Origin of the sequence: Pseudarthrobacter sp. lyk4-40-TYG-27, assembly GCF_030209295.1 — a bacterium.
Classification (GTDB): domain Bacteria; phylum Actinomycetota; class Actinomycetes; order Actinomycetales; family Micrococcaceae; genus Arthrobacter.
Map to the genome: position 1 here is coordinate 143,765 of NZ_JARVSH010000001.1, position 18,712 is coordinate 162,476.

17 protein-coding genes and 1 riboswitch are annotated in these 18,712 nt (G+C 67.3%); of the genes, 5 read left to right on the plus strand and 12 right to left on the minus strand.

The genetic code is table 11. The features are described 5' to 3' along the window. Window positions 1–12: 12 nt before the first annotated feature. Both QRM96_RS00710 and QRM96_RS00715 read right to left on the minus strand, forming a co-directional pair. Entirely contained in the window at window positions 13–879 is an 867-nt protein-coding gene (locus QRM96_RS00710) for a universal stress protein (protein ID WP_285317965.1), read from the minus strand. Window positions 880–953: 74 nt separating this feature from the next. Next, window positions 954–1,409: a pyridoxamine 5'-phosphate oxidase family protein gene (locus tag QRM96_RS00715; protein WP_018761498.1), complete on the minus strand. Its 456-nt coding sequence runs from the start codon at window positions 1,407–1,409 to the stop codon at window positions 954–956. Window positions 1,410–1,650: 241 nt separating this feature from the next. Here QRM96_RS00715 and QRM96_RS00720 point away from each other — a divergent pair, with 241 nt between their 5' ends. Next, window positions 1,651–3,303 carry a GAF domain-containing sensor histidine kinase gene (locus tag QRM96_RS00720; protein WP_285318357.1) on the plus strand — a complete coding sequence of 551 codons (1,653 nt, stop codon included), beginning with the start codon at window positions 1,651–1,653 and terminating at the stop codon, window positions 3,301–3,303. 45 nt (window positions 3,304–3,348) lie between these two features. On the opposite strand, the gene QRM96_RS00725 is transcribed toward QRM96_RS00720, so the two are convergent. Further along, window positions 3,349–4,023, minus strand: coding sequence for a response regulator (locus QRM96_RS00725; protein WP_133831626.1), 675 nt, complete (start codon window positions 4,021–4,023; stop codon window positions 3,349–3,351). Window positions 4,024–4,270: 247 nt separating this feature from the next. Between QRM96_RS00725 and QRM96_RS00730 the strand changes: the two genes are divergently transcribed. Next, window positions 4,271–4,771 carry a universal stress protein gene (locus QRM96_RS00730; RefSeq protein WP_018761495.1) on the plus strand — a complete coding sequence of 167 codons (501 nt, stop codon included), beginning with the start codon at window positions 4,271–4,273 and terminating at the stop codon, window positions 4,769–4,771. Window positions 4,772–4,879: 108 nt separating this feature from the next. Here the strand turns inward: QRM96_RS00730 and QRM96_RS00735 are convergent, their stop codons facing one another. The 8 genes from QRM96_RS00735 to QRM96_RS00770 all read right to left on the minus strand — a co-directional run bounded on the left by QRM96_RS00735 (window position 4,880) and on the right by QRM96_RS00770 (window position 13,813). Continuing rightward, entirely contained in the window at window positions 4,880–5,200 is a 321-nt protein-coding gene (locus QRM96_RS00735; protein WP_018761494.1) for a DUF3040 domain-containing protein, read from the minus strand. 37 nt (window positions 5,201–5,237) lie between these two features. Continuing rightward, on the minus strand, window positions 5,238–5,495 hold the full coding sequence (locus QRM96_RS00740; RefSeq protein ID WP_206073878.1) for an SHOCT domain-containing protein: 258 nt from the start codon (window positions 5,493–5,495) through the stop codon (window positions 5,238–5,240). 165 nt (window positions 5,496–5,660) lie between these two features. Next, window positions 5,661–8,432: a cation-translocating P-type ATPase gene (locus QRM96_RS00745; protein WP_285317968.1), complete on the minus strand. Its 2,772-nt coding sequence runs from the start codon at window positions 8,430–8,432 to the stop codon at window positions 5,661–5,663. Between the two features lie 20 nt (window positions 8,433–8,452). Beyond that, a complete protein-coding gene (locus tag QRM96_RS00750) occupies window positions 8,453–9,439 on the minus strand; it encodes a polysaccharide deacetylase family protein (RefSeq protein WP_285317969.1) in 987 nt (328 codons plus the stop codon). A 52-nt stretch (window positions 9,440–9,491) separates the two neighbouring features. Next, a complete protein-coding gene (locus tag QRM96_RS00755; RefSeq protein ID WP_285317970.1) occupies window positions 9,492–9,959 on the minus strand; it encodes a universal stress protein in 468 nt (155 codons plus the stop codon). A gap of 75 nt (window positions 9,960–10,034) precedes the next feature. Then, window positions 10,035–11,633, minus strand: a complete 1,599-nt coding sequence (locus tag QRM96_RS00760; protein WP_285317972.1) for a DUF4389 domain-containing protein — start codon at window positions 11,631–11,633, stop codon at window positions 10,035–10,037. Window positions 11,634–11,695: 62 nt separating this feature from the next. Further along, on the minus strand, window positions 11,696–12,562 hold the full coding sequence (locus QRM96_RS00765; protein WP_018761488.1) for a universal stress protein: 867 nt from the start codon (window positions 12,560–12,562) through the stop codon (window positions 11,696–11,698). A 111-nt stretch (window positions 12,563–12,673) separates the two neighbouring features. After that, the gene (locus QRM96_RS00770; protein ID WP_285317975.1) at window positions 12,674–13,813 is read right to left on the minus strand and encodes an AI-2E family transporter; all 1,140 of its coding nucleotides are present in this window, start codon (window positions 13,811–13,813) and stop codon (window positions 12,674–12,676) included. A 187-nt stretch (window positions 13,814–14,000) separates the two neighbouring features. Here QRM96_RS00770 and QRM96_RS00775 point away from each other — a divergent pair, with 187 nt between their 5' ends. Together QRM96_RS00775 and QRM96_RS00780 are read left to right on the plus strand one after the other, a co-directional pair. Continuing rightward, window positions 14,001–14,525: a mycothiol transferase gene (locus tag QRM96_RS00775; protein ID WP_285317976.1), complete on the plus strand. Its 525-nt coding sequence runs from the start codon at window positions 14,001–14,003 to the stop codon at window positions 14,523–14,525. A gap of 50 nt (window positions 14,526–14,575) precedes the next feature. Next, window positions 14,576–16,042 (plus strand): protein adenylyltransferase SelO, encoded by a 1,467-nt coding sequence (locus QRM96_RS00780; RefSeq protein WP_285317978.1) that lies wholly within the window; start codon window positions 14,576–14,578, stop codon window positions 16,040–16,042. Window positions 16,043–16,120: 78 nt separating this feature from the next. On the opposite strand, the gene QRM96_RS00785 is transcribed toward QRM96_RS00780, so the two are convergent. Continuing rightward, window positions 16,121–16,957, minus strand: coding sequence for a C40 family peptidase (locus QRM96_RS00785; protein ID WP_285317980.1), 837 nt, complete (start codon window positions 16,955–16,957; stop codon window positions 16,121–16,123). A gap of 3 nt (window positions 16,958–16,960) precedes the next feature. Further along, a riboswitch (cyclic di-AMP (ydaO/yuaA leader) is annotated at window positions 16,961–17,133 on the minus strand. Between the two features lie 253 nt (window positions 17,134–17,386). On the opposite strand from QRM96_RS00785, the gene QRM96_RS00790 reads away from it, so the two are divergent. Continuing rightward, a complete protein-coding gene (locus tag QRM96_RS00790) occupies window positions 17,387–18,700 on the plus strand; it encodes a coiled-coil domain-containing protein (protein WP_285317982.1) in 1,314 nt (437 codons plus the stop codon). The last annotated feature ends 12 nt before the right edge of the window (window positions 18,701–18,712 follow it).

The following is an 18,712-nucleotide window of genomic DNA, read 5'->3' on the forward strand; positions in this document are numbered from 1 at the left end:
AAGCGGGCGCGCTCAATCGCCGTGCTGCGGTACGTGCATCCGCGTGATGATGGTGGGGCATGGCGGCTGTGCCAGCACCGCGTGCACCGTGGAGCCCAGCAACAGCCGCTCGAAGCCGCCCTTGCCGCGGCTGCCCAGCACCAGCAGGCGCGCCCCGGAGGCGGCCCGGACCAGGGCAGCCGCGGGCTCCACGACGGTTTCCATCACCGTGTGCACGGTGAGGTCAGGGTAGTCCTGCCGCAGGCCTGCCTCCGTTTCGGCCAGGACAATCTGCTCCTCCTCGAGCACATGGGTGGCAAAACTGCTTGAGGGCAGTCCCGCCGCGATCCAACGGTTGGGCCCGGTGAACGCGTAGAGGACCGTCAGCTCCTCGCCCAGCATGTCGGCCTCGGCGGCAGCGTAGGCCACCGCCTGCGTTGACTCCTCGGAACCGTCCACCCCCACGAACACGCCGCGGCCGGCCTCTTGCCCCCCGCCGATGACCGCAACCGGACATTCGGCCGTTGCAGCAGCCTGGAGGGCACGGTCTGTCAGTGCGCCCCGTGAGTGGCCGCTGGTACCCAGGACAAGCATTGCGGCCTCTTTCGAGTATGCGCCCAGCGCCGAGCCCACCCCTCCTTCGAGGAGTTTCAGCGAAAGGCTCAGCCCCGGGTAGGCGGCACTGACCTTCTCGCCGGCCTCCCTGAGCAGGCCCAGGCCTGATTCACGCAACACCTCAAAGTAGGGCAGTACTTCGGAGGCCATCCACCGGTCATCGACCACGGTGACGACGGCGAGGGGAGCCTTGAGCCTGTCGGCCCGTGCGGCAGCCCACATCAGGGCGGCGTCGGACGCCGGTGTGTTGGTGATGCCGACGGCGATTGGCTTGGCAGGTGCCATGGGGGCCATCCTTTGGAGTGTTGTGGCGTTGGCTGGGGCGAGGTCGAAAGTCGGGTTCCTGGCCGCTGCGAACTTCAGTCCGCTGCCGGCTCCCGGGGCGGCCACCAGTGAGTAGGTGCCGCGATGACGAACCTCCGGCCGCTGATGTCGTGGGGCGTAACCCGGATCAGGGTGTTCTTCTGGCCCGGTTGCCACGGTGAGAGTCCGGCATCCATGGCGTCCTGGGTCTCCTCGGCATCGGAAACCACTGTGGCGTGCCCCTTGAGGATGACACTCCAAGCGATGGTTCCGTACTGGTTCATGCCGTCCGCCTCAACAGCCACGGCCTTGCCGTCGAAGGAGGAGAGTTTTGTTGCCCCACCCGTCCGCATCAGCAGGGTTCCGTTGGTGGTGACAAAGTTCATGGGAAAGTTCTCGACCGAGTCGCCGTCCGTGAACGCGATCCTGCAAACGGATGTGGAATGAAGGAGTTTCCAACAATCGTGGACACCGAGTTCCTTGATTTCCGGATCTGCCCCTGCTGTGTTCATGGCCGTAGCCTAGGTCCGCGATCATTCGGCCGGTAGGGGAAAAGGTCCCGCCGGTACAGCGGGCTGGCGGCGGTGAGCCGGACTCAACGTCAACGGCAGGGACTGCCTGCCGTTGACGCGGCCCCTAGACTACTCCCAGAGGATGTCTTCGAACACTTGATTCGCGCTACGGGCCTGCTGCCTTGCGGGCTTTTGCCGCCGGAGGTGGGACGTGAGTACTGAGCAGCCGTGGCGCTCCCCAATGCGGGACCAGATGGAAGACCTGCTGCGGGATTTCACAGCCAGGGGCGATGAGCTGCTGGATACCCGCGAGCGGATCAACGGCCTCTTGGCGGCCGTCATAGCCGTCGCGGAGGACCTGAGCCTTGAAGCGGTCCTGGACCGGCTGGTGCGGTCTGCCTGCGCCCTGGTGGGTGCCGGCTACGGGGCGCTTGGTGTCATTGGCGAGGACCGCCGGCTCAGCCACTTCATCACGGTGGGAATTGATGAGGCGGGCATCCGTTCCATCGGAGACCTGCCCACGGGGCACGGTGTCCTCGGGCTCCTGATCCGCGAACCCAAGCCGCTCCGCCTTCATGACCTCGGCCAGCACCCCATAGCGTCGGGTTTTCCACCCAACCATCCGCCGATGAGGACATTCCTGGGTGTGCCGGTCCGCGTCCGGGACGAGGTATTCGGAAACCTGTACCTGACCGAAAAGCAGGGCGGCGTTGATTTCACGCAGGAAGACGAAGACCTCGCAGTGGCCTTGGCGGCCGCAGCCGGGGTCGCGATCCAGAACGCCCGCCTCTTTGAAGACAGCAGCCGCCGGCAGAAATGGCTGGAGGCCGGCATGGAACTGAGCAGCCGACTGATCATGGAGCCCCATGCAGGGGATGCGGAAAGCCTGGATATCGTGGCCGGGACCGCCCTCAAGGCAGCCGACGCCTCGGTGGCCTTCATCGGAGTTCCGGCCGGCGACGGCGTGATCCGGTGCCGGTCGTGCCTTGGCGTGCAGGGCATCAAGGCAGGGCAGGAACTGGTGGTTTCCAGTGCAGTAACCGGAGTCTTCGCAACCGGCGAATCTTTCGTGGCTCCGGAGCCGCGCCAGGTCTTCGAGCACGCGATTGTCGAAACGCTGGGGCCTGTCCTTGTCTGCCAACTGGGGCACGGCAACAGCGGCAACGGGGTGCTTGTCCTGGCCCGTGCCCACGGAGCTGCCGCTTTTACCCAGGCTGACGCCGAATCCAGTTCGATCTTTGGGAGCAGGATCGGCTTGGCCCTGGACCTGGCACGCGTGAGTGCCCTGCGCGAGCAGGACCTGCTCCTGACGGATCGGGAACGGATTGCCCGCGACCTGCACGACCTTGTCATCCAGCGGTTGTTTGCTGCCGGCCTGAGCATCCAAAGCCTGCGACGCTTCACCACAGACCCCGTGGCCCATGATCGAATTGCTGCGGTCACCAAGGAACTTGATGACACCATCCGCAAGCTGCGGGACACCATTTACTCGCTTCGCACGGCAGATGTGGAACGGGAACCCCTCACCGGCCGGATCCTCCGGGTTGTCCGGGAAAGCTCGCGCAGCTACGGGCTGATTCCCAAGGTGTCGCTCGACGGTCCGGTGGATTCGGTCAGGGAAGATGTGGCTGCCCAACTGCTGCCCGTGCTCTCCGAAGCGCTCAGTAACGCGTTGCGGCACTCCGGTGCCGAGGAGATCCAGGTCAGCCTCACCGTTTCCGGCGATGACGTCCAGCTGTGCATTAAGGACAACGGCCATGGATTCAGCGGACCCGCCACGGAAAGCGGGCTTGCCAACATGCGCTATCGCGCCGGGCTTCTTGGCGGCCGCTGCGACATCGACAGCATCCCCGGCGAGGGCACGTCAGTGAAATGGGTTGCCCGCCTGTCCTGAGTGCGCGTCGGCCGGCGGCGCGGCACCCCTGTTGGGTGTAGCCGGTCAGGCGCCGTCCGTACTGTTCCGGGTGACGTAGACGGCGGCCTGCGTCCGCCGTTCAAAACCGAGCTTGGCCAGGATGGACGAGACGTAGTTCTTGACCGTCTTTTCCGCCAGGAACAGTTCATCGCCAATCTGCCTGTTGGTCAGGCCCTGGCCAATCAGGGCGAGCACTTTCTTTTCCTGGGTGCTCAGCCCGTCCAGGCGGGGGTCCGTGGGTGCTGTGGAAAGGCCCGCGATGATCCGTTGCTCAACGCCCGGTTCAAACAGGGACTCGCCCGCCGCCGCCCTCCGGATGCCGGCCAGGAGGTCATCGCTCCTGATCTGCTTCAGGATGTACCCGGATGCGCCGGCGAGGACGGCGCCGCGAAGGGCCTGCTCGTCGTCGTAACTTGTGAGGATCAGGCAACGCAGGCGTGGATCAAGGGACCTGACATCGCGGCACACCTCAATTCCGGTCCCGTCGGGAAGGCGCCCGTCAAGGACGGCAATGTCGGGGTGCAGGGCCGGGATACGGCGGGTGGCCTCGGCCGCCGAGCCGCTTTCGCCAACCACCACGAAACCCTCGCCCTCAAGGAGGTCCTTCAGGCCCTGCCGGACTAGTTCATGATCGTCAAGGATGAACACCCGGACCGGCCCGGAGGACCCGGTGGCTTCACTGCCGGCAGTTTCATGCATGTGCACCCACGCTCCCAAACGCTTGCAGGACCAAACCGCACCTGTGCGGGCAGCTCCCCGGAGCGGCCACACCCCATTCTTACCCGCAACCGGCCCCGCCGGAAGGGACCAAAGTCCGCCGCGCCGGTGCTGCCGCTGCCGGGTGCACCGTCCGGACCGTGGAGCTGCTGTATGCCGCATGACTTTTGGCCCTGGTCCGGCGGCCGGCTCCGGTCCACGCTTGGTCCGAAGGGCAACGGGAGGAAATGTGGCAACAGCAGGGAACCAAGGGCCGTCCGCGGCACCTGAACGGCGCCCCAGGATCATCGTCGCAGTTGATGGTTCCGACGCGTCCGTCGCGGCGCTGCGCGTGGCGCGGGCGGTGGCTGAACCCCTGGGGGCTCCGGTTGAAGCATGGGCGTGCTGGGATGTCCCGGCCGGTTACGGGATTTACCTGGCCGTAGGCATTGAGGGTTTCAAGTATGCCGCCGAGCAGGTGCTGGGCCAGGCGATCCGGGACGCATTCGGACAGGCGCCGCCCTTTGTGCACCCCCGGGTGGTCCGCGGGAAGCCCGGCCCCGTTCTCCTGGACGCGAGCCGCACCGCATCGCTCCTGATCGTGGGACGGCGGGGCCACGGCAGCTTTGTCCTTGGCTCGGTCAGTTCAACCCTTGTCAGCCATGCCCACTGCCCGGTACTCGTGGTCCACGCCGCGGAAACCGGTGCCGCGGAAGAAGTTGCGCTGACCGACGCGACGGCACAGCCCTGAAGCGCCCCTGAAGCCCTGCACCGCCGACCCGCTTGAACGTCGACCCGCCTGGCCCGATGCCGCCCGGGACGCTTGGCCCCGCACAGCCGGGACGCCGGCGTCGTCCTGCTATTCGCTGGTGGTGCCTTCCATCCGGGTGGCGTGCGGGGCTGCCTTCCGCGGCGACCAATGCAGATCTTTGATGGCCCAGTACCCGGCACCGTTCATCACCGTGAAGCCGGCAATACCAACGACAGGGGCGTGGGCCACCAGGCCAAGCAGGAGGATGCAGACCCCGGCCGCGAAGAGCACCACTGCGCGCCGGAAGCTTGTCCGGCGGGACAAGGCAAAGGCGTCGTGGTTCAGCAATACGGCGAGCCTGGGGTCGTCTTGCTCCAGGCCGTGCCCGATCAGTTCGAGTTCCCTTTTCTCGAATTCGGAAAGAGGCATCGTGGGCTCTCCGTGTCCGTTTCCTGCGGACCTTGGCTCAGGTGCCCGGGTGGCCGCGCAGGACGGCCAGCCTGTTCTGGTACTCCGCAACGTCGATCTCCCCGCGGGCGAAACGCTCCGCCAGCAGGTCTTCCGCCATCCGCGGAGACGGAGGCTGTGGATTGTGCGGGGAGGGGGCCCGCAATGATCGGGCCAGCAGCACAATGCCGGTGATGATCGCTCCCCAGACCACCAGCATGCTGATGCTCATCAGGGCATAGCCCCACAGGCCCATGCCGTCGTTCCAGCCGTACACTTCCCCGACCTCCGATTCACAGAAGGCCGCCGCCAACCGGCTGCCTTCCCTTCCAGTATTGGATTGCGGGGTGGGCGCAGGCAGAGCCATTAGTCCCGTTCCGGCCGGCACCGGAGCCCTGCGCCGGCAGATCCGCCGCCGCTCGTGAGCCAGCGGGAAAACGATCTAGAAACCCTGCCGGCGCAGGCGCTTGTCGACGGCGACCGCCAAGGATGCGAGCATGGCCAGGCCGAGGATCCGCAGCCAGGCATCCAGTCCGATGGGGGCGGTATGGAAGAGTTCGTTCATGAGGGGAACGTAGGTGAGGGCCACCTGTCCGGCGGACTGGAGGCCCACCCCTAGGAGGAGCCAGCGGTTGCCGAATGGCCTGATCCGCCAGGCCGGCCGGGTAAGGGACCGGCAGCTGAAGAGGTAGGAGACCTCAACGGCCACGAAGAGATTCACGGCGGACGTCCGGGCCTGGGCAACGGATGCACCGACGGTGAGCTCGTGGCCAAAGAGCCACCAGGTGCCCGCGACCAGGAGCGCTGAGACGAGCATGACGCGCACGGTGAGGGCCCAGGTCAGGAGCGGACGGTCCGGTGCCCTCGGCGGCCGGGTCATCAGTCCGGGCTCTTTCGGTTCGAAGGCGAGCATCAGCCCAAGGGCAACGGCCGTGGTCATGTTTATCCAGAGGATCTGGGTAGGGAGGATGGGGAGCGTCCCGCCCGCCAGGATGGCCGCCAGGATCACCAGCCCCTCTGCCATGTTGGTTGGCAGGGTCCAGACCATGAACTTGACCAGGTTGTCGAAAACGTTCCGTCCTTCTTCAACGGCAGCCTCAATGGTGGCAAAGTCGTCATCCGTCAGGACAATGTCCGAGGCTTCCTTGGCCACCTCGGTTCCGGTGCGCCCCATGGATATGCCAACATTGGCCTGCCGGAGGGCGGGCGCATCGTTGACGCCGTCCCCGGTCATGGCCGCCACATGGCCCCGGGACTGGAGGGCCTGAATAAGGCGGAGCTTCTGTTCCGGGGAAACCCGGGCGAACACCGTGGCGCGTTCCACCGCATCCGGCAGCCGGTCGGCTGGAATGGTGTCCAGCTCCGCGCCGGTGAGCGCTGCTCCGGGTTCTGGACCGTTGGTCAGCCCTACCGCCGCGGCGACAGTCAGGGCGGTCCGGACGTGGTCGCCGGTGATCATCTTGACGGCCACCCCGGCGCGTCGGCACGCCAGGACTGACGATGCCGCCGCTTCACGCGGCGGATCGTGCATTGCCTGGAGCCCGGTCAGGGTCATGCGGCCTTCCAACTTCGTGCCGTCAAGGGCTCCGGTAGCCGCGGGGAGGCGCATCATGGCCGTTGCCAGCACACGCAGTCCACCGTCGGCGAGCGCATGTGCAGCATTGACCACGGCCTGCCTGCGGAGCGGCCTGGCGCCGCCTTGTGCGTCCATCTCGCCACCGCAGAGTTCAAGGACACGTTCCACGGCACCTTTGACAAACACGAACCCGGTACCGTCCGGATGGGCGGAGCGATGCATCGTGGCCATGAACTGACGCTCAGGAGTAAAGGCCAGTTCGGCGTGCCGCGGCCAGCCGGCGAGGAACTCCGCAAGCGAGATGCCTCCCTTCCCGGCGGCCACCAGCATCGCGGCCTCGGTGGGATCTCCGCGCACCTGCCAGGTTGCTCCCTCGCGGCGGACACCGGCGTCATTGCAGGCTGCCCCGGCCAGGAGGCACCACCGCAGAGCCTCGTCCCGGATCCCGTCGCGCCCCAGGGACACCGGCGGCTGCGCTGTGCCGCCGGTGTGGATGGTGCTTGGGGGAATGATGTGTCCCTCCGGGCTGTAGCCGGTGCCTGTCACGCCATACCTGCCGGCAGGGGTCCAGAGGACTCGGACGGTCATCTGGTTTTCGGTGAAGGTTCCTGTTTTGTCCGAACAGATCACGGTGACACTGCCGATCGTCTCCACAACCGGAAGCCGGCGGACCACGGCACGGCGCCTCGCCATCCGGCGGACGCCGATGGCAAGGGTCACCGTGACAGCGGCTGGCAGGCCTTCGGGGATGGCCCCAACGGCAAGGGCGACCGCTGCGGTGAACATTTCTTCGGGCGGTTCACCGCGCGCCACGCCGGCAAGGAAAGCCACGCCCGCCAGTGCAAGGATGGCCGCGGTAAGCGTTGTGCTGAACCGTGCCAGCTTGCGCGTAAGGGGCGTGGCCTCGGGCCGGATGTCGCCGATGAGCCGGTGGATTTCGCCGAGTTCGGTTTCGCCGCCGATAGCGACGACGATCCCTGCCCCGGTTCCGGCAGTCACCAACGTGCCGCTGTACAGCATGTTCCGCCGGTCTGCCACGGGTGTGGACCGGGGGAGCACCACCTGGTCCTTGGCAACCGGTTCGGATTCGCCGCTCAGGGCGGATTCATCCACCCGCATCGCTGAAAGGCGGACCAGGCGCAGGTCGGCGGGGACCCTGTCACCCGCTTCCAGCAGCACCAGGTCTCCGGGCACCACGTCTTCGGAGGGAATGCTCAACCTTTCGCCGCGCCGCACGACTGCCGCATGGGTGCGAACCAAGGAGTGGAGGGCATCGAGGGCCTCGTCGGCCCGAACCTCCTGGATGAAACCGATGAGCGTATTGACCAGAACCACGGCGAGGATCACCCCGGCGTCCAGGAACCCGCGAAGGAACGCGGTCACCGCGGCGGACGCCAGCAGGACGTAAACCAGCGGGTTGTTGAACTGACGCCCGAGTTTGCCGGCAATACCCCCGCGCCGTGACCTGGGAAGCATGTTCGCGCCGAACTGCGCCCGCCGGCGGACCACCTCGGCCGGGTCCAGGCCTGTGGCGGTGTCCGTGCCAAACAGCAGCACCACTTCGTGGACGGGCAGTCCATGGTGGGCCGGGCCCGGGGTGCCTGCCGGGGTGGTCCCTGCCGGCGTCTTGTTGCCCATGATGGTGGTGCGGCCGGAGGCTAGCGCGCCAGCAGGGCATCGAGAGTGACAAAACCGTAGCCAGCGGCCCTGATGCGGTCGATGACCTGGGGGAGGGCGTCCGCGTCGAGCGTGGTGCCGTCGTCGGGATTTGAACCGATGTGCATCAGGACGATCTCCCCGGGCTGCAGCCCGGCTTGGACACGGTCGGCCACCGACTGGACGCTGGCGCCGCCACTGGTTCCTTTCCACCCCAAAGTGTCCACCGTCCATCGAACAGCCACATATCCCAGGGCGTTGACGGCCGCGATGGTCCGCGCATCACGCTCGCCGTAGGGGAACCGGAACAGGGGCCTGGGGTCGGCGCCCGCGGCCAGGATGGCCTGTTCTGCACTTCGCACCTCGTTGAGGATGGCGTCCCCTGCCAGCCCGGTGAATCCTGGATGCGTCATGGAATGGTTTGCCACCCGGTGCCCGGCTGCGGCAATCTGTGCCACTCCCTGCGGGTTGCTGGCAGCCCAGTTTCCGGTCAGGAAGAAAGTGCCGGCAACGCCCTTGGCCGCGAGGGTGGACAGGATTCCAGCCAGCCCTGCCGCGTTGGCTCCGGCATCGAAGGTGAGTGCGACGTTGGGGCCTGCCCCGGGCACGACTGTGAGGTCCTGGCCGCGGAGGGTTTCGGGAAACTCCGGGAGCGGGGGAGCCGGGGGTGCCGGGGGTGCCACCGGTTCATCCGGTACCTCGGAGGGCCCGGCCGGCGGGATCGTGGCTGGAGGTTCCACCGGTGTCCCGCCCGCTTCGGGCGTGTCCGTTTCTGCCGGCGGCGCAGTGCCGGGGGCAGCATCCGCGCTGGCGGATGCGGACCGGATGGGTTGGGTTGCGGTCGGGGCGTCAGACGCCCCCGACGGGGTGGGCAGGGGCGGGCCGGCCGCCGGTGCCGGGCGAAACAGGGCCAGGGCGACGGCGAGGACCACCAACGCGCCGGCGATCGCCAGGGCGAGCGTCCGTCGTCGTACGTCATCCGCCGGCACTTGCCTCACCCGCCCGGCACGCCGGTGGCTGTTGGCGCCGTCGCCGTCGCCGTCAGGAGGCCTTGGAATCGGCGGTGCTGGCCTCCGGGGTGTGAACCACCAGGACCGGGCAGTGGGCATGGGCGACGACGGCGGAGCTCACCGAGCCCAGGAGCAGGCCGCCGAACCCGCCGTGCCCGCGGCGCCCCACCACGACCATGTCAGCCTCGCGGCTGGCATTGATCAGCGCCTCCCGCGGATGGCTCCGGACCAGCGTGGCGGTGACGTTCGACGGCGTGTCGGCGCCGAAGGCCTGCGTCACGGCGCCGTCGAGGACTGCTTTAGCGCCTTCCTCGAAGCCTTCCACGCCCATCATCACGTAGCCGGTATACACCTGGGGGTAGTCCCAGCAGGCTACCGCCTGGACTTTGGCGCCCAACGGGACGGCCATCCGCTGGGCCTGGCGGAGGGCTTCAACGGACGCCTCCGATCCGTCGACGCCCACCACGATGTTGGTTATCGGTGCCCCGGCAACGCTCATGTCTGCTCCTCAATCGGACCCGGCTGGTCACGCCCATCATCGTTCGCCCCGGCGGCCGGGAGGTAGGGGCGAAGGTCACTGCGCCGGCCCCACGCTTTGGGGCCCGCCCGCCGGAGGCGGCCCGGCCGCGGCGGGTGGAAGGCCCGCCGGGGGAGCGGCCGGGGCCACGCCGGGCTCACCGGCACCTTGGTCCAGCCGGAAGGGCGGGTACTCGTCACGCATCAGTGAGGTGTACACCAGGACCCGGTAGATCCAGCGGTCCACGCCGAGGATGAAATCGAACAATGGACGCTGGTAGCGGCCGGTGAACAACAGGATGACCGCCGCAATCAGCACCAGCAGGCCCAGGAGGGACAGGCCCGATCCGCGTTCATACGTGCCACCGATGATGTCGTTCCCTGCCTCCCACCGCCATACGGCGCCCGTGGTGCCCGCGAATGCGGCCACGAGGAGAAGATGCGGGATGGCCAGGAGCCACCATTTCACCAGGACCAGGCCGCGGGAGAGCCGCTCAGGGTAGTCCACGTCGAAGTCGGCAGGATAGTTGGTGCGCCTCAGCGTGAAAGGCGGGTAGAGATCGGTGCCGACGGCGGCGTAGGCGTAGAAGGCCACCCGCCAGTTCCAGCGCATCACGCCGACGTTGAAATCGAACAGTGCCCGCGGGTAGTGGCCGGTGAACAGGATGGCGAATCCTGCCACGATCGTGGTGATGACGAAGGCGAACCAGAGGAAGAACAGCAGGATGAAGTGTGGAATGGCCAGGAACCACTTGACCAGCCACAACCAGCGGGAGAGGCCTGGATCAAGTTCGCCGACCAGCCTCGCCGGGTAGCCCGTGGGGGAAACAGGTACCGGAGCGAAGGCTTGTGGTTCATGGAATGCCCCGTACGGCGCCTGTGTGCCGGGTACTGCTGGTCCGGCTGCCTGGCCGGGCCCGGCCATGGCCATCGCCGGGCCTGTGGTTGCCGGTGCTCCCACCGGCGGGCCGCCCCTTGGGGGTCCTGCGTGCCGCCCCAGCCCAGCCGCGCCGACAATGATCAGGGGTATCCCGATCAGCAGGGCAATAATCCCGGCCACCAGCAGGGCCGTGGCCGCCGGACGGAAGAGGTCTGAGTGGAAGCCCGCCTGCAGTTGGACGTCCACGCCGGAGGAGGCGTCAGCGTTCATCACCACGATTTCCCAGGCCCCCGGTGCCAGGTTCCAGGTGAGTTCCTGCTGGCCGGAGCCGGAAACCGAGGCGCTCCAGATGCCTTGGTCCGCCGGCGGTGTGGCAGGACTGGTCCCGGGAACATCACGGTAATCGGCCCGGAACGGCCGCTGGGAGACGTTGAGCAGTTCGGAGTGGTGCACGCCGGCCAGGTACTTTTCGACGTCGGCCTGCGGTGCGATGCCAATGAAGACCGCCTTGCCCGGCGTCTCGGATTCTGCCCGCAGGCGCAGGGTACCAATGTCAAAGGGAAGCCGGCCGGGCACTTCCTGCCCCATGGTGTCGCCGCGTGGGGAAGTCAGGGCGAAGGAGTTCACCGAGAACCGTGACGTACCGGACGTGAGGAATCCGTCTCCCTGGATCGACCCCACCGCGGAAGCCACGGCGCCTCCCGCCAGTGCTGCAAGGCCCGGGAGTGCCAGCAGGATCCCAAGGATCAGCATGATGATTGCGGCGGGTTTTTTCATGGCGCCGGACCTTCCGGGTGGGGTCATGGACAGGTGGGGAAGAGGACCTGCAGGCTCTGCGGCTAGATGGTGTCCTTCATGGCCTGGGTCCGGGTAATGATGGTGGGGCAAGGAAGGTGCTTCAGCACGCCATGGGCGGTGGAACCAAGGAGCAGGCGCTTGAAGGCGCCCCGTCCGCGGCTGCCCACCACCAGGAGGCGGGCCCCTGCGGCGGCGTCGACCAGGGCGTCCACCGGGCCCTTGTCCGATACAAGGCGCTGGTGCACCGTCAGGTCGGGGTAGTCTTCCTTGAGCCCCGCGACGGTTTCGGAGAGGACAACGCGTTCCTCATCGACGATCAGGTCAGCGAGGGCGCCGGGTGTCAGGCCCGCATCGACGACCGGATTCGGGATGTTAACGGCGTAGACGACCGTGAGTTCGTCACCATTGCGGTCTGCTTCGGCAGCGGCGAACGCGACAGCCTGGGTCGATTCCGCGGACCCATCCACGCCCACCACGACGCCCGTCCTGCCCTCAAGGTCCTGGGTTCCGATAACGGCGACCGGGACTTTCGCCGCGGTGGCAACCTGGAGCGCCCGGTCGGCCAGGGTGCCGCCGAGGTGTCCGCTCCCGGAGCCGATGACCATCATGGAGGCCTTCTTGGAGTATTTGGCCAACGATCCGCCCACGCTCCCGGTGAGCATTTCCGTGGCGGGCGTGATCGGGACGGATCCTTCAAGGCGCGCGGCGGCGGTCTTCAGGAGTTCCTCGCCAGCGTGCTGCAGGGTCCCGAACCAGGGGTAGGGCTCGGCGATCCACCGGTCATCGACGACGTGGAGGATCACCAGGGGCAGCTTGGCGTCGTGTGCACGACGGGCAGCCCACAAGACTGCGGCCTGGCTTTGTGCTGAATCGTTGGTGCCCACGGCGATGGGTTTCTGGGATGACATGGCCGCACTTCCTGCTTGTCGTGAAAGGGTCTTCCTGCCCTTCAAGACTGGCCCCCGCCCCACCGGCACTCTAGGGCCTAAAGTCACCGAAGCAGGCGTGCAGGAGGGCCGCTAGGCCGAAGGTGCCGGTGGATCGCCGGCCGTTGCTTCGCGTCCGGACAGCGTCCTGTAGATGGTCCATCCGACGGCGGCCAGCGGGACTGCGAGCAGCGCCCCGACCACGCCGGCCAAGGTGGCCCCGGCCGTCAGCGCCAGGATGATGACCAGCCCGTGGATCCGCAGGACCCGGCCCATGAAGACAGGCTGCAGGATGTGGTGTTCGAACTGGTTGGCAGCCACCAGGATGATCAGCACGATGAGCGCCGGTACCGGCCCGTTTTCCACCAGGGCTACCAGTACGGCGAGGCTGCCGGCGGTGGTTGCCCCGATGATCGGAATGAACCCGCCCAGGAAGACCACGGCGGCCAGCGGCACGGCCAGGGGGACCCGAAGGATGAGCAGCCCCACCAGCACCAGGATCGCATCGATCGCGGCAATGATGAGGGTGCCCCGGACGTAGCCGCCGAGCACCAGGAGGCTGCGTTCCGCGGCCAACTGCGCTTTTCCTTGATGGTTGCCGGGAAGGAACCCGATCAGGAACGACCGGATCCTCTCGCCGTCCTTGAGGAAGAAGAAAAGGATGACGGCCGTCAGGACCGTGCCGGCAGCTATCTCCCCGGCGGTCCTGAGTCCGGTCAGCGCATCGGCTCCCAGGGTTCCGCCGGCAAGGAACTTCTGGAATTCGTTGCGGGCCGCGTCGATTTGCGCGCCGGTCAGTGCGACGGGTCCCGTGGTGATGAATTGTTGCAGTTGGCCAATCCCTGCTTCCGCCCGTGCTGCCAGAACCGGGGCCTGCTGGCGGACCAGTGCAACGATGCCGCCCACCACTCCGGCCGCGACGGCGATGATCACCAGGAAGGATGACAGCACGGCCAGCGACCGGGGGAACCCGCGGGCGGCGAGCCACCGCACGGCGGGAGCCATTGCCGACGCCAGGATCAGGGCGACCAGCACGGGTACGGTCACCAGCGGAACCCGGGTGGCGGCCACCACGGCCACCCAGGCGAGCGCCAGCAGCGAGAGCGCCTGGACGGCCCTGATGCTGGCCCTGCCCAAACCATCCGCCCAGAGCGCTGACATCCTTGCCGCGGGGGACTGGGTCCGGGACGGTTCTGCCCCGTGACTGTCCGGGGATACATTGCTGCGTTCCATCGGTTCTCCTTGCTTGCGGTCAACGCCCGGCCCACGACATGATGCACCTTGGTTACCTTGTACCCCGCGTCCCCCTCAAAGTCGAAACAAGCGCACGTGTTGGCTGGGGCCGCCTGTTCACAGGCATTATGTTTACTCAGTAACCTTATTGTTCCCCCGACCGGGCAACCCGAAAGGCGCCAGATCCATGGATTCCAAAGAATTGCTCCTCGAGTCCTTTGGCCGCCTCCCGGGCATGGTCCGGCAGGTGCTCGACGGGCTCGACGAGGAACAGCTCCAGCACCGCCCCTCCGGCCGCGGCAACTCCATCGCCTGGCTGGTGTGGCACCTGGGGAGGGTGGAGGATGCGCAGGTCGCCTCCGCCTCGGAGTTGGAACAGGTCTGGACGTCGGAAGGCTTCGTGTCGCGTTTTGGCCTCCCGCTGGCGGAAGGCGACACGGGCTATGGCCACTCCAGCGGCCAGGTGGATGCTGTCCGGGCATCCGGTGAGCTCCTGCTTGAGTACTGTGAAGCAGTCCACCGGCAGACCACGAAGGTCCTCGAAAGCCTGGAAGAACAGGACCTGGACCGCGTGGTGGACAGGCGCTGGGATCCGCCGGTGACCCTTGGGGTGCGGCTTGTCAGCATTCTGGGGGACTGCCTCCAGCATGCCGGCCAGGCGGCCTATGCCAAGGGGCTGGATGATGCAGGGGCCAGCGGCGGCAGGGCCTGAAGCTCTCCGTGCAGGAGGGGCGGGCGGCACCACGGCGATAGGGTTAACCCATGACGGCAGCAGCTGAATCCACGGTCACCTTCGACGGCCACTTCGCCCGTGAACTGGCGGAACTTGCCGTTCCCTGGCAGGCCGAGGAAGCTCCGGACCCCGAACTCCTGGTCCTGAATGAAAAGCTCGCAGCAGGCCTGGGCCTTGACCCGCGATACCTCCGCAGTCCCGAAGGGGTGCGCCTCCTCGTGGGCAACCACGTTCCCGCCGGTGCCACCCCGGTGGCGCAGGCTTACGCGGGCCACCAGTTCGGCGGCTACTCCCCATTGCTCGGCGACGGACGCGCGCTCCTGCTGGGGGAAGTCACGGACCGCGCCGGCCGCCTGCTGGACATCCACCTCAAAGGCTCGGGGCGCACCCCCTTCGCCCGCGCCGGGGACGGCCGGGCCGTCGTCGGGCCAATGCTGCGCGAGTACGTTGTCAGTGAGGCCATGCACGCCCTGGGTATTCCCACCACGCGCTCCCTCGCCGTGGTGGCGACGGGGCGGCAGGTCCGGCGCGAGGGCATGCTGCCCGGTGCTGTCCTGGCACGGGTGGCCAGCAGCCACTTGAGGGTTGGGAGTTTCCAGTACGCCCGGGCCACGGAGAACATGGACCTGCTCAAGCGGCTGGCTGACCACGCCATCAGCAGGCACTATCCGGACGCTGCCGTCGCCCCAAACCCCTATCTGGCACTGTTTGCGTCCGTCTGTTCCGCCCAGGCCGGGCTGGTGGCCCGGTGGATGCTGGCGGGATTCGTGCACGGGGTCATGAATACGGACAACATGACCATCTCAGGGGAAACCATTGATTACGGCCCGTGTGCGTTCCTGGATGCCTTCGATCCCGCCGCCGTCTTCAGTTCCATCGATGTCAGTGGCCGTTACGCCTACGCCAACCAGCCAGTCCTTGCCGAATGGAACCTTGCCCGCCTTGCCGAGGCAATGCTGCCGCTCGTTGACGAAGACGAGGACAAGGCTGTTGCTGCAGCGGTTGAGGTGCTCGGTGGATTCCGTGGACAGTACAGCACGGCGTGGACGGGCGGCATGAAAACCAAACTGGGTCTTGCCGCTGGAAACGCCAGCGACGACGCCGCGTCCAGCCTTATTGACGATGTGGTGGCCATCCTCAAGGACGGCCCGGTGGATTACACCCTGTTCTTCCGTAACCTAGGCAGGGCCGCCCGCGGCGACCTGCGCCCGGTGCGCGGCATGGTGATGGATTTGGCCGGCTTCGACGCCTGGTCGGAGCGGTGGTTGGCGCTGCAACCCGACGCAGGTCTGATGGACAGCGTCAACCCGGCGTACATTCCACGGAACCATCTGGTGGAGGAAGCCCTCGCCGCCGGCACGGAGGGAGACACTGCCCCGCTGCACCGCCTGCTTCAGGCCGTGACCGATCCTTTCACCGAGCGGGCCGGACTGGAACGCTACATGGACGGTGCCCCGGCGGACTTCGGGACCTATACGACCTTTTGCGGGACCTGATCCGACAACAACAGGAGGGTGGCAACCGGAGACCCGGCTGCCACCCTCCTGTTGGGAGCAGGCTTTACTGCGCGAAGACTAGGCGACGCGGACCACTGAGTAGCCGCTGAGCCAGCTGATGGAGTGCACCTGCGTGGTGTAGCCGTTGACGCCGCCACTCACAACCTGGCCGTTTCCGGCGTAAACGCCCACGTGGCCCGAGGTGATGATGAGGTCGCCGGGTGCCGGGCTCCCGACCACGCTGCCGTACTGGAAGAACTGCGTGGGAGCCAGGTCGCCGACGCTCTTGCCGACGGAGCGCAGGGCCTTTTCAACCATGGCGGTGCAGTCCTGGCTCACGCCGACCTGGCCGTAGGCGGAGGCCAGGATGGCAGCACCGGTCCCGCTCCCGGTGGTGGACGCCACCGGCGTTGCTGATGCGTAGGACATGTTCATGCCGGTGTTCGCCGGTGCGGTGGCGGCTGCCGCCTGGACGGGGGCCGCTGCCGGCGCCGGGGCAGGTGCTGCCACGTAGCCGGCGCCGGGGATCTGGATCTGGTCACCGGGGTAGATGATGGACGACAATCCCAGGCCGTTGGCAGCCAGGACGTCATTGAGGCTGACTCCGTACGCGGCCGAAATCGCGCCGAGGGTGTCCCCGGAAACGACGGTGTGGACGGTTGCTGCCGCGGCTGCCGGAGCAGTTGCAGGAGCTGCGGCGGCCTGGACGCTGGCCTGCTCAGTGGTGTCCGCGCCCGTCACGCCCGCATGTGCCGGGGCGCCGACGCCGAACGCGATGCCGGACGCGGCGGCAACAGCGAGGGCCGGACGGCCAAACGAACGGGCCTGTGATTTGGCCGTCATGGCGAGTCCCTCGAGCGCAATGGAGCGGGCCGGGGTCGCGCGGTGGCGGGCAGTGCTGAGATTCTTTGACACGATTGATCGCCTCTCCCATGCCTGCGGGGTGAGCTGTCGGGTTCGGGTTGGAGATACCCGGCCGAACATATCTCCGCGGTGGGCGGAGGAGCTGTCCGGCTTAACCCCAAGACCTGAAAGGCCGTGGAAACTTGGTTCCCCCGTCCCTGCCAGCATGAATGCGGTTGAATCCCGGTATCAGCGGCAGGGCTCGGCAAACTGATGGGAGTGTCCCGTTTGGGGAGGGACACCAGAAGACCATAACCCGCCGACCCTCCCATTGTCACGTTTAGATAACATGCGAGGTTCTTCTCTCGTATTCAACCAGCGATTGGATGGGTCCGATCCACCCTCGCCGGGCTCCCGCCGGTCCGGCACCGGACCAAACGGGTAACAAAGCAGGCACGGCCGCCTTTCCGCTCCGGCGTGCCGCCGGTATGCTTCGGGACTATGCCCCTGTTCGTGACCATGCCCACGTCCCCGCTGGTGGGGGGACTGCTCGCCATCGCAGTGGCAGCGGCCACGGTCCTGCCTGCCACGGCAGACGAGCCTGCACCTCCCGGTGGGTATCCGTCTTGGGCTGACGTGCAGCAGGCGCAGTCTTCCGAGGCAGCGAAAGCGGCAGAGATCACCACCATCAATGGGCTCCTGGACGGCCTCCAGACCCAGGCTGAAGCCGCCGGCAACACGGCGGTCCGGGCAGCGGCCGACTACGCCGCAGCCGACGCCGGGCTGCAAGCGGCATCGGTCAGGCTGGATACATTGTCCGCCCAGGCTGCCCGCGCCAACGACGAACTGGCCCGTCATCGCAAGGAAATCGGAGCGCTTGCCGTCCAGGCGTACAAGACGGGCGGGACCAATACCGGATTCTTCGTGGCCCTTGATGCCCTGCAGAACAACAGCGTCCAAGGGCTCAACCTCGTCCAGCTGGTGGGCGACAAGACTGCTGCTCTGGTGGAGAAAGCTGCGGCTGCCGGAAAAGTTGCCGCATCCCTGGCAGAGCAGGAAAAAGTGGCCCGCACTGAGCGGGAACGACTGTCCGGGGAAGCAAAAGCCAAACTGGACGCAGCCCGCTCCGCCCAGGACGCGCTTGCCCGGCAGGTAAATGACGAACAGCAGCACAGCACCGAACTGACCGCCCAGCTGGCCTCGCTGAAGGGAACGACGGCGGCACTTGAGGGGGAGTATCGCCAGGGCCAGGCGGCGCTGGCTGCCTATGAAGCGGCCCAGGAGGCCAAGCGCGCCGCTGCGGCGGAGCAGGCCCGCCGGCAGGCCGAAGCCGCGGCGCAGGCTGCCGCGGCCGCAGCCCGGCAGCCCAAACCCGCGGCTGCGGCTCCGGCCGGCAACGCGGCGGTACCGGCCCCGCCGGCCGACCCGGTTCCCGGCAGTCCGCCGCAGCCAGCCGTGCCCGGCCCGCCGCCCGTCGTCGTTCCCTCCGTCCCGGGCGGTGCCGTCAATGATCCTGCCGGCGCCAAGGCCTATGCCTCAGGACGCCTGGGTGCCCTCGGCTGGGGCGCCGACCAGTTCCAGTGCCTGTCCCAGCTGTGGACCAAGGAATCCGGCTGGCTGACCACGGCCACGAATGCCTCATCCGGGGCCTATGGCATAGCCCAGGCCCTGCCGCCGGGAAAGTACGCCAGCGCCGGAAGCGACTGGCTGACGAGTTACCGGACGCAGATTGACTGGGGGCTCGGCTACATCCGCGACCGCTACGGGTCCCCGTGCGGCGCCTGGAGCCATTCCGTCGCCCTGAACTGGTACTGACTGGCGCGCTAG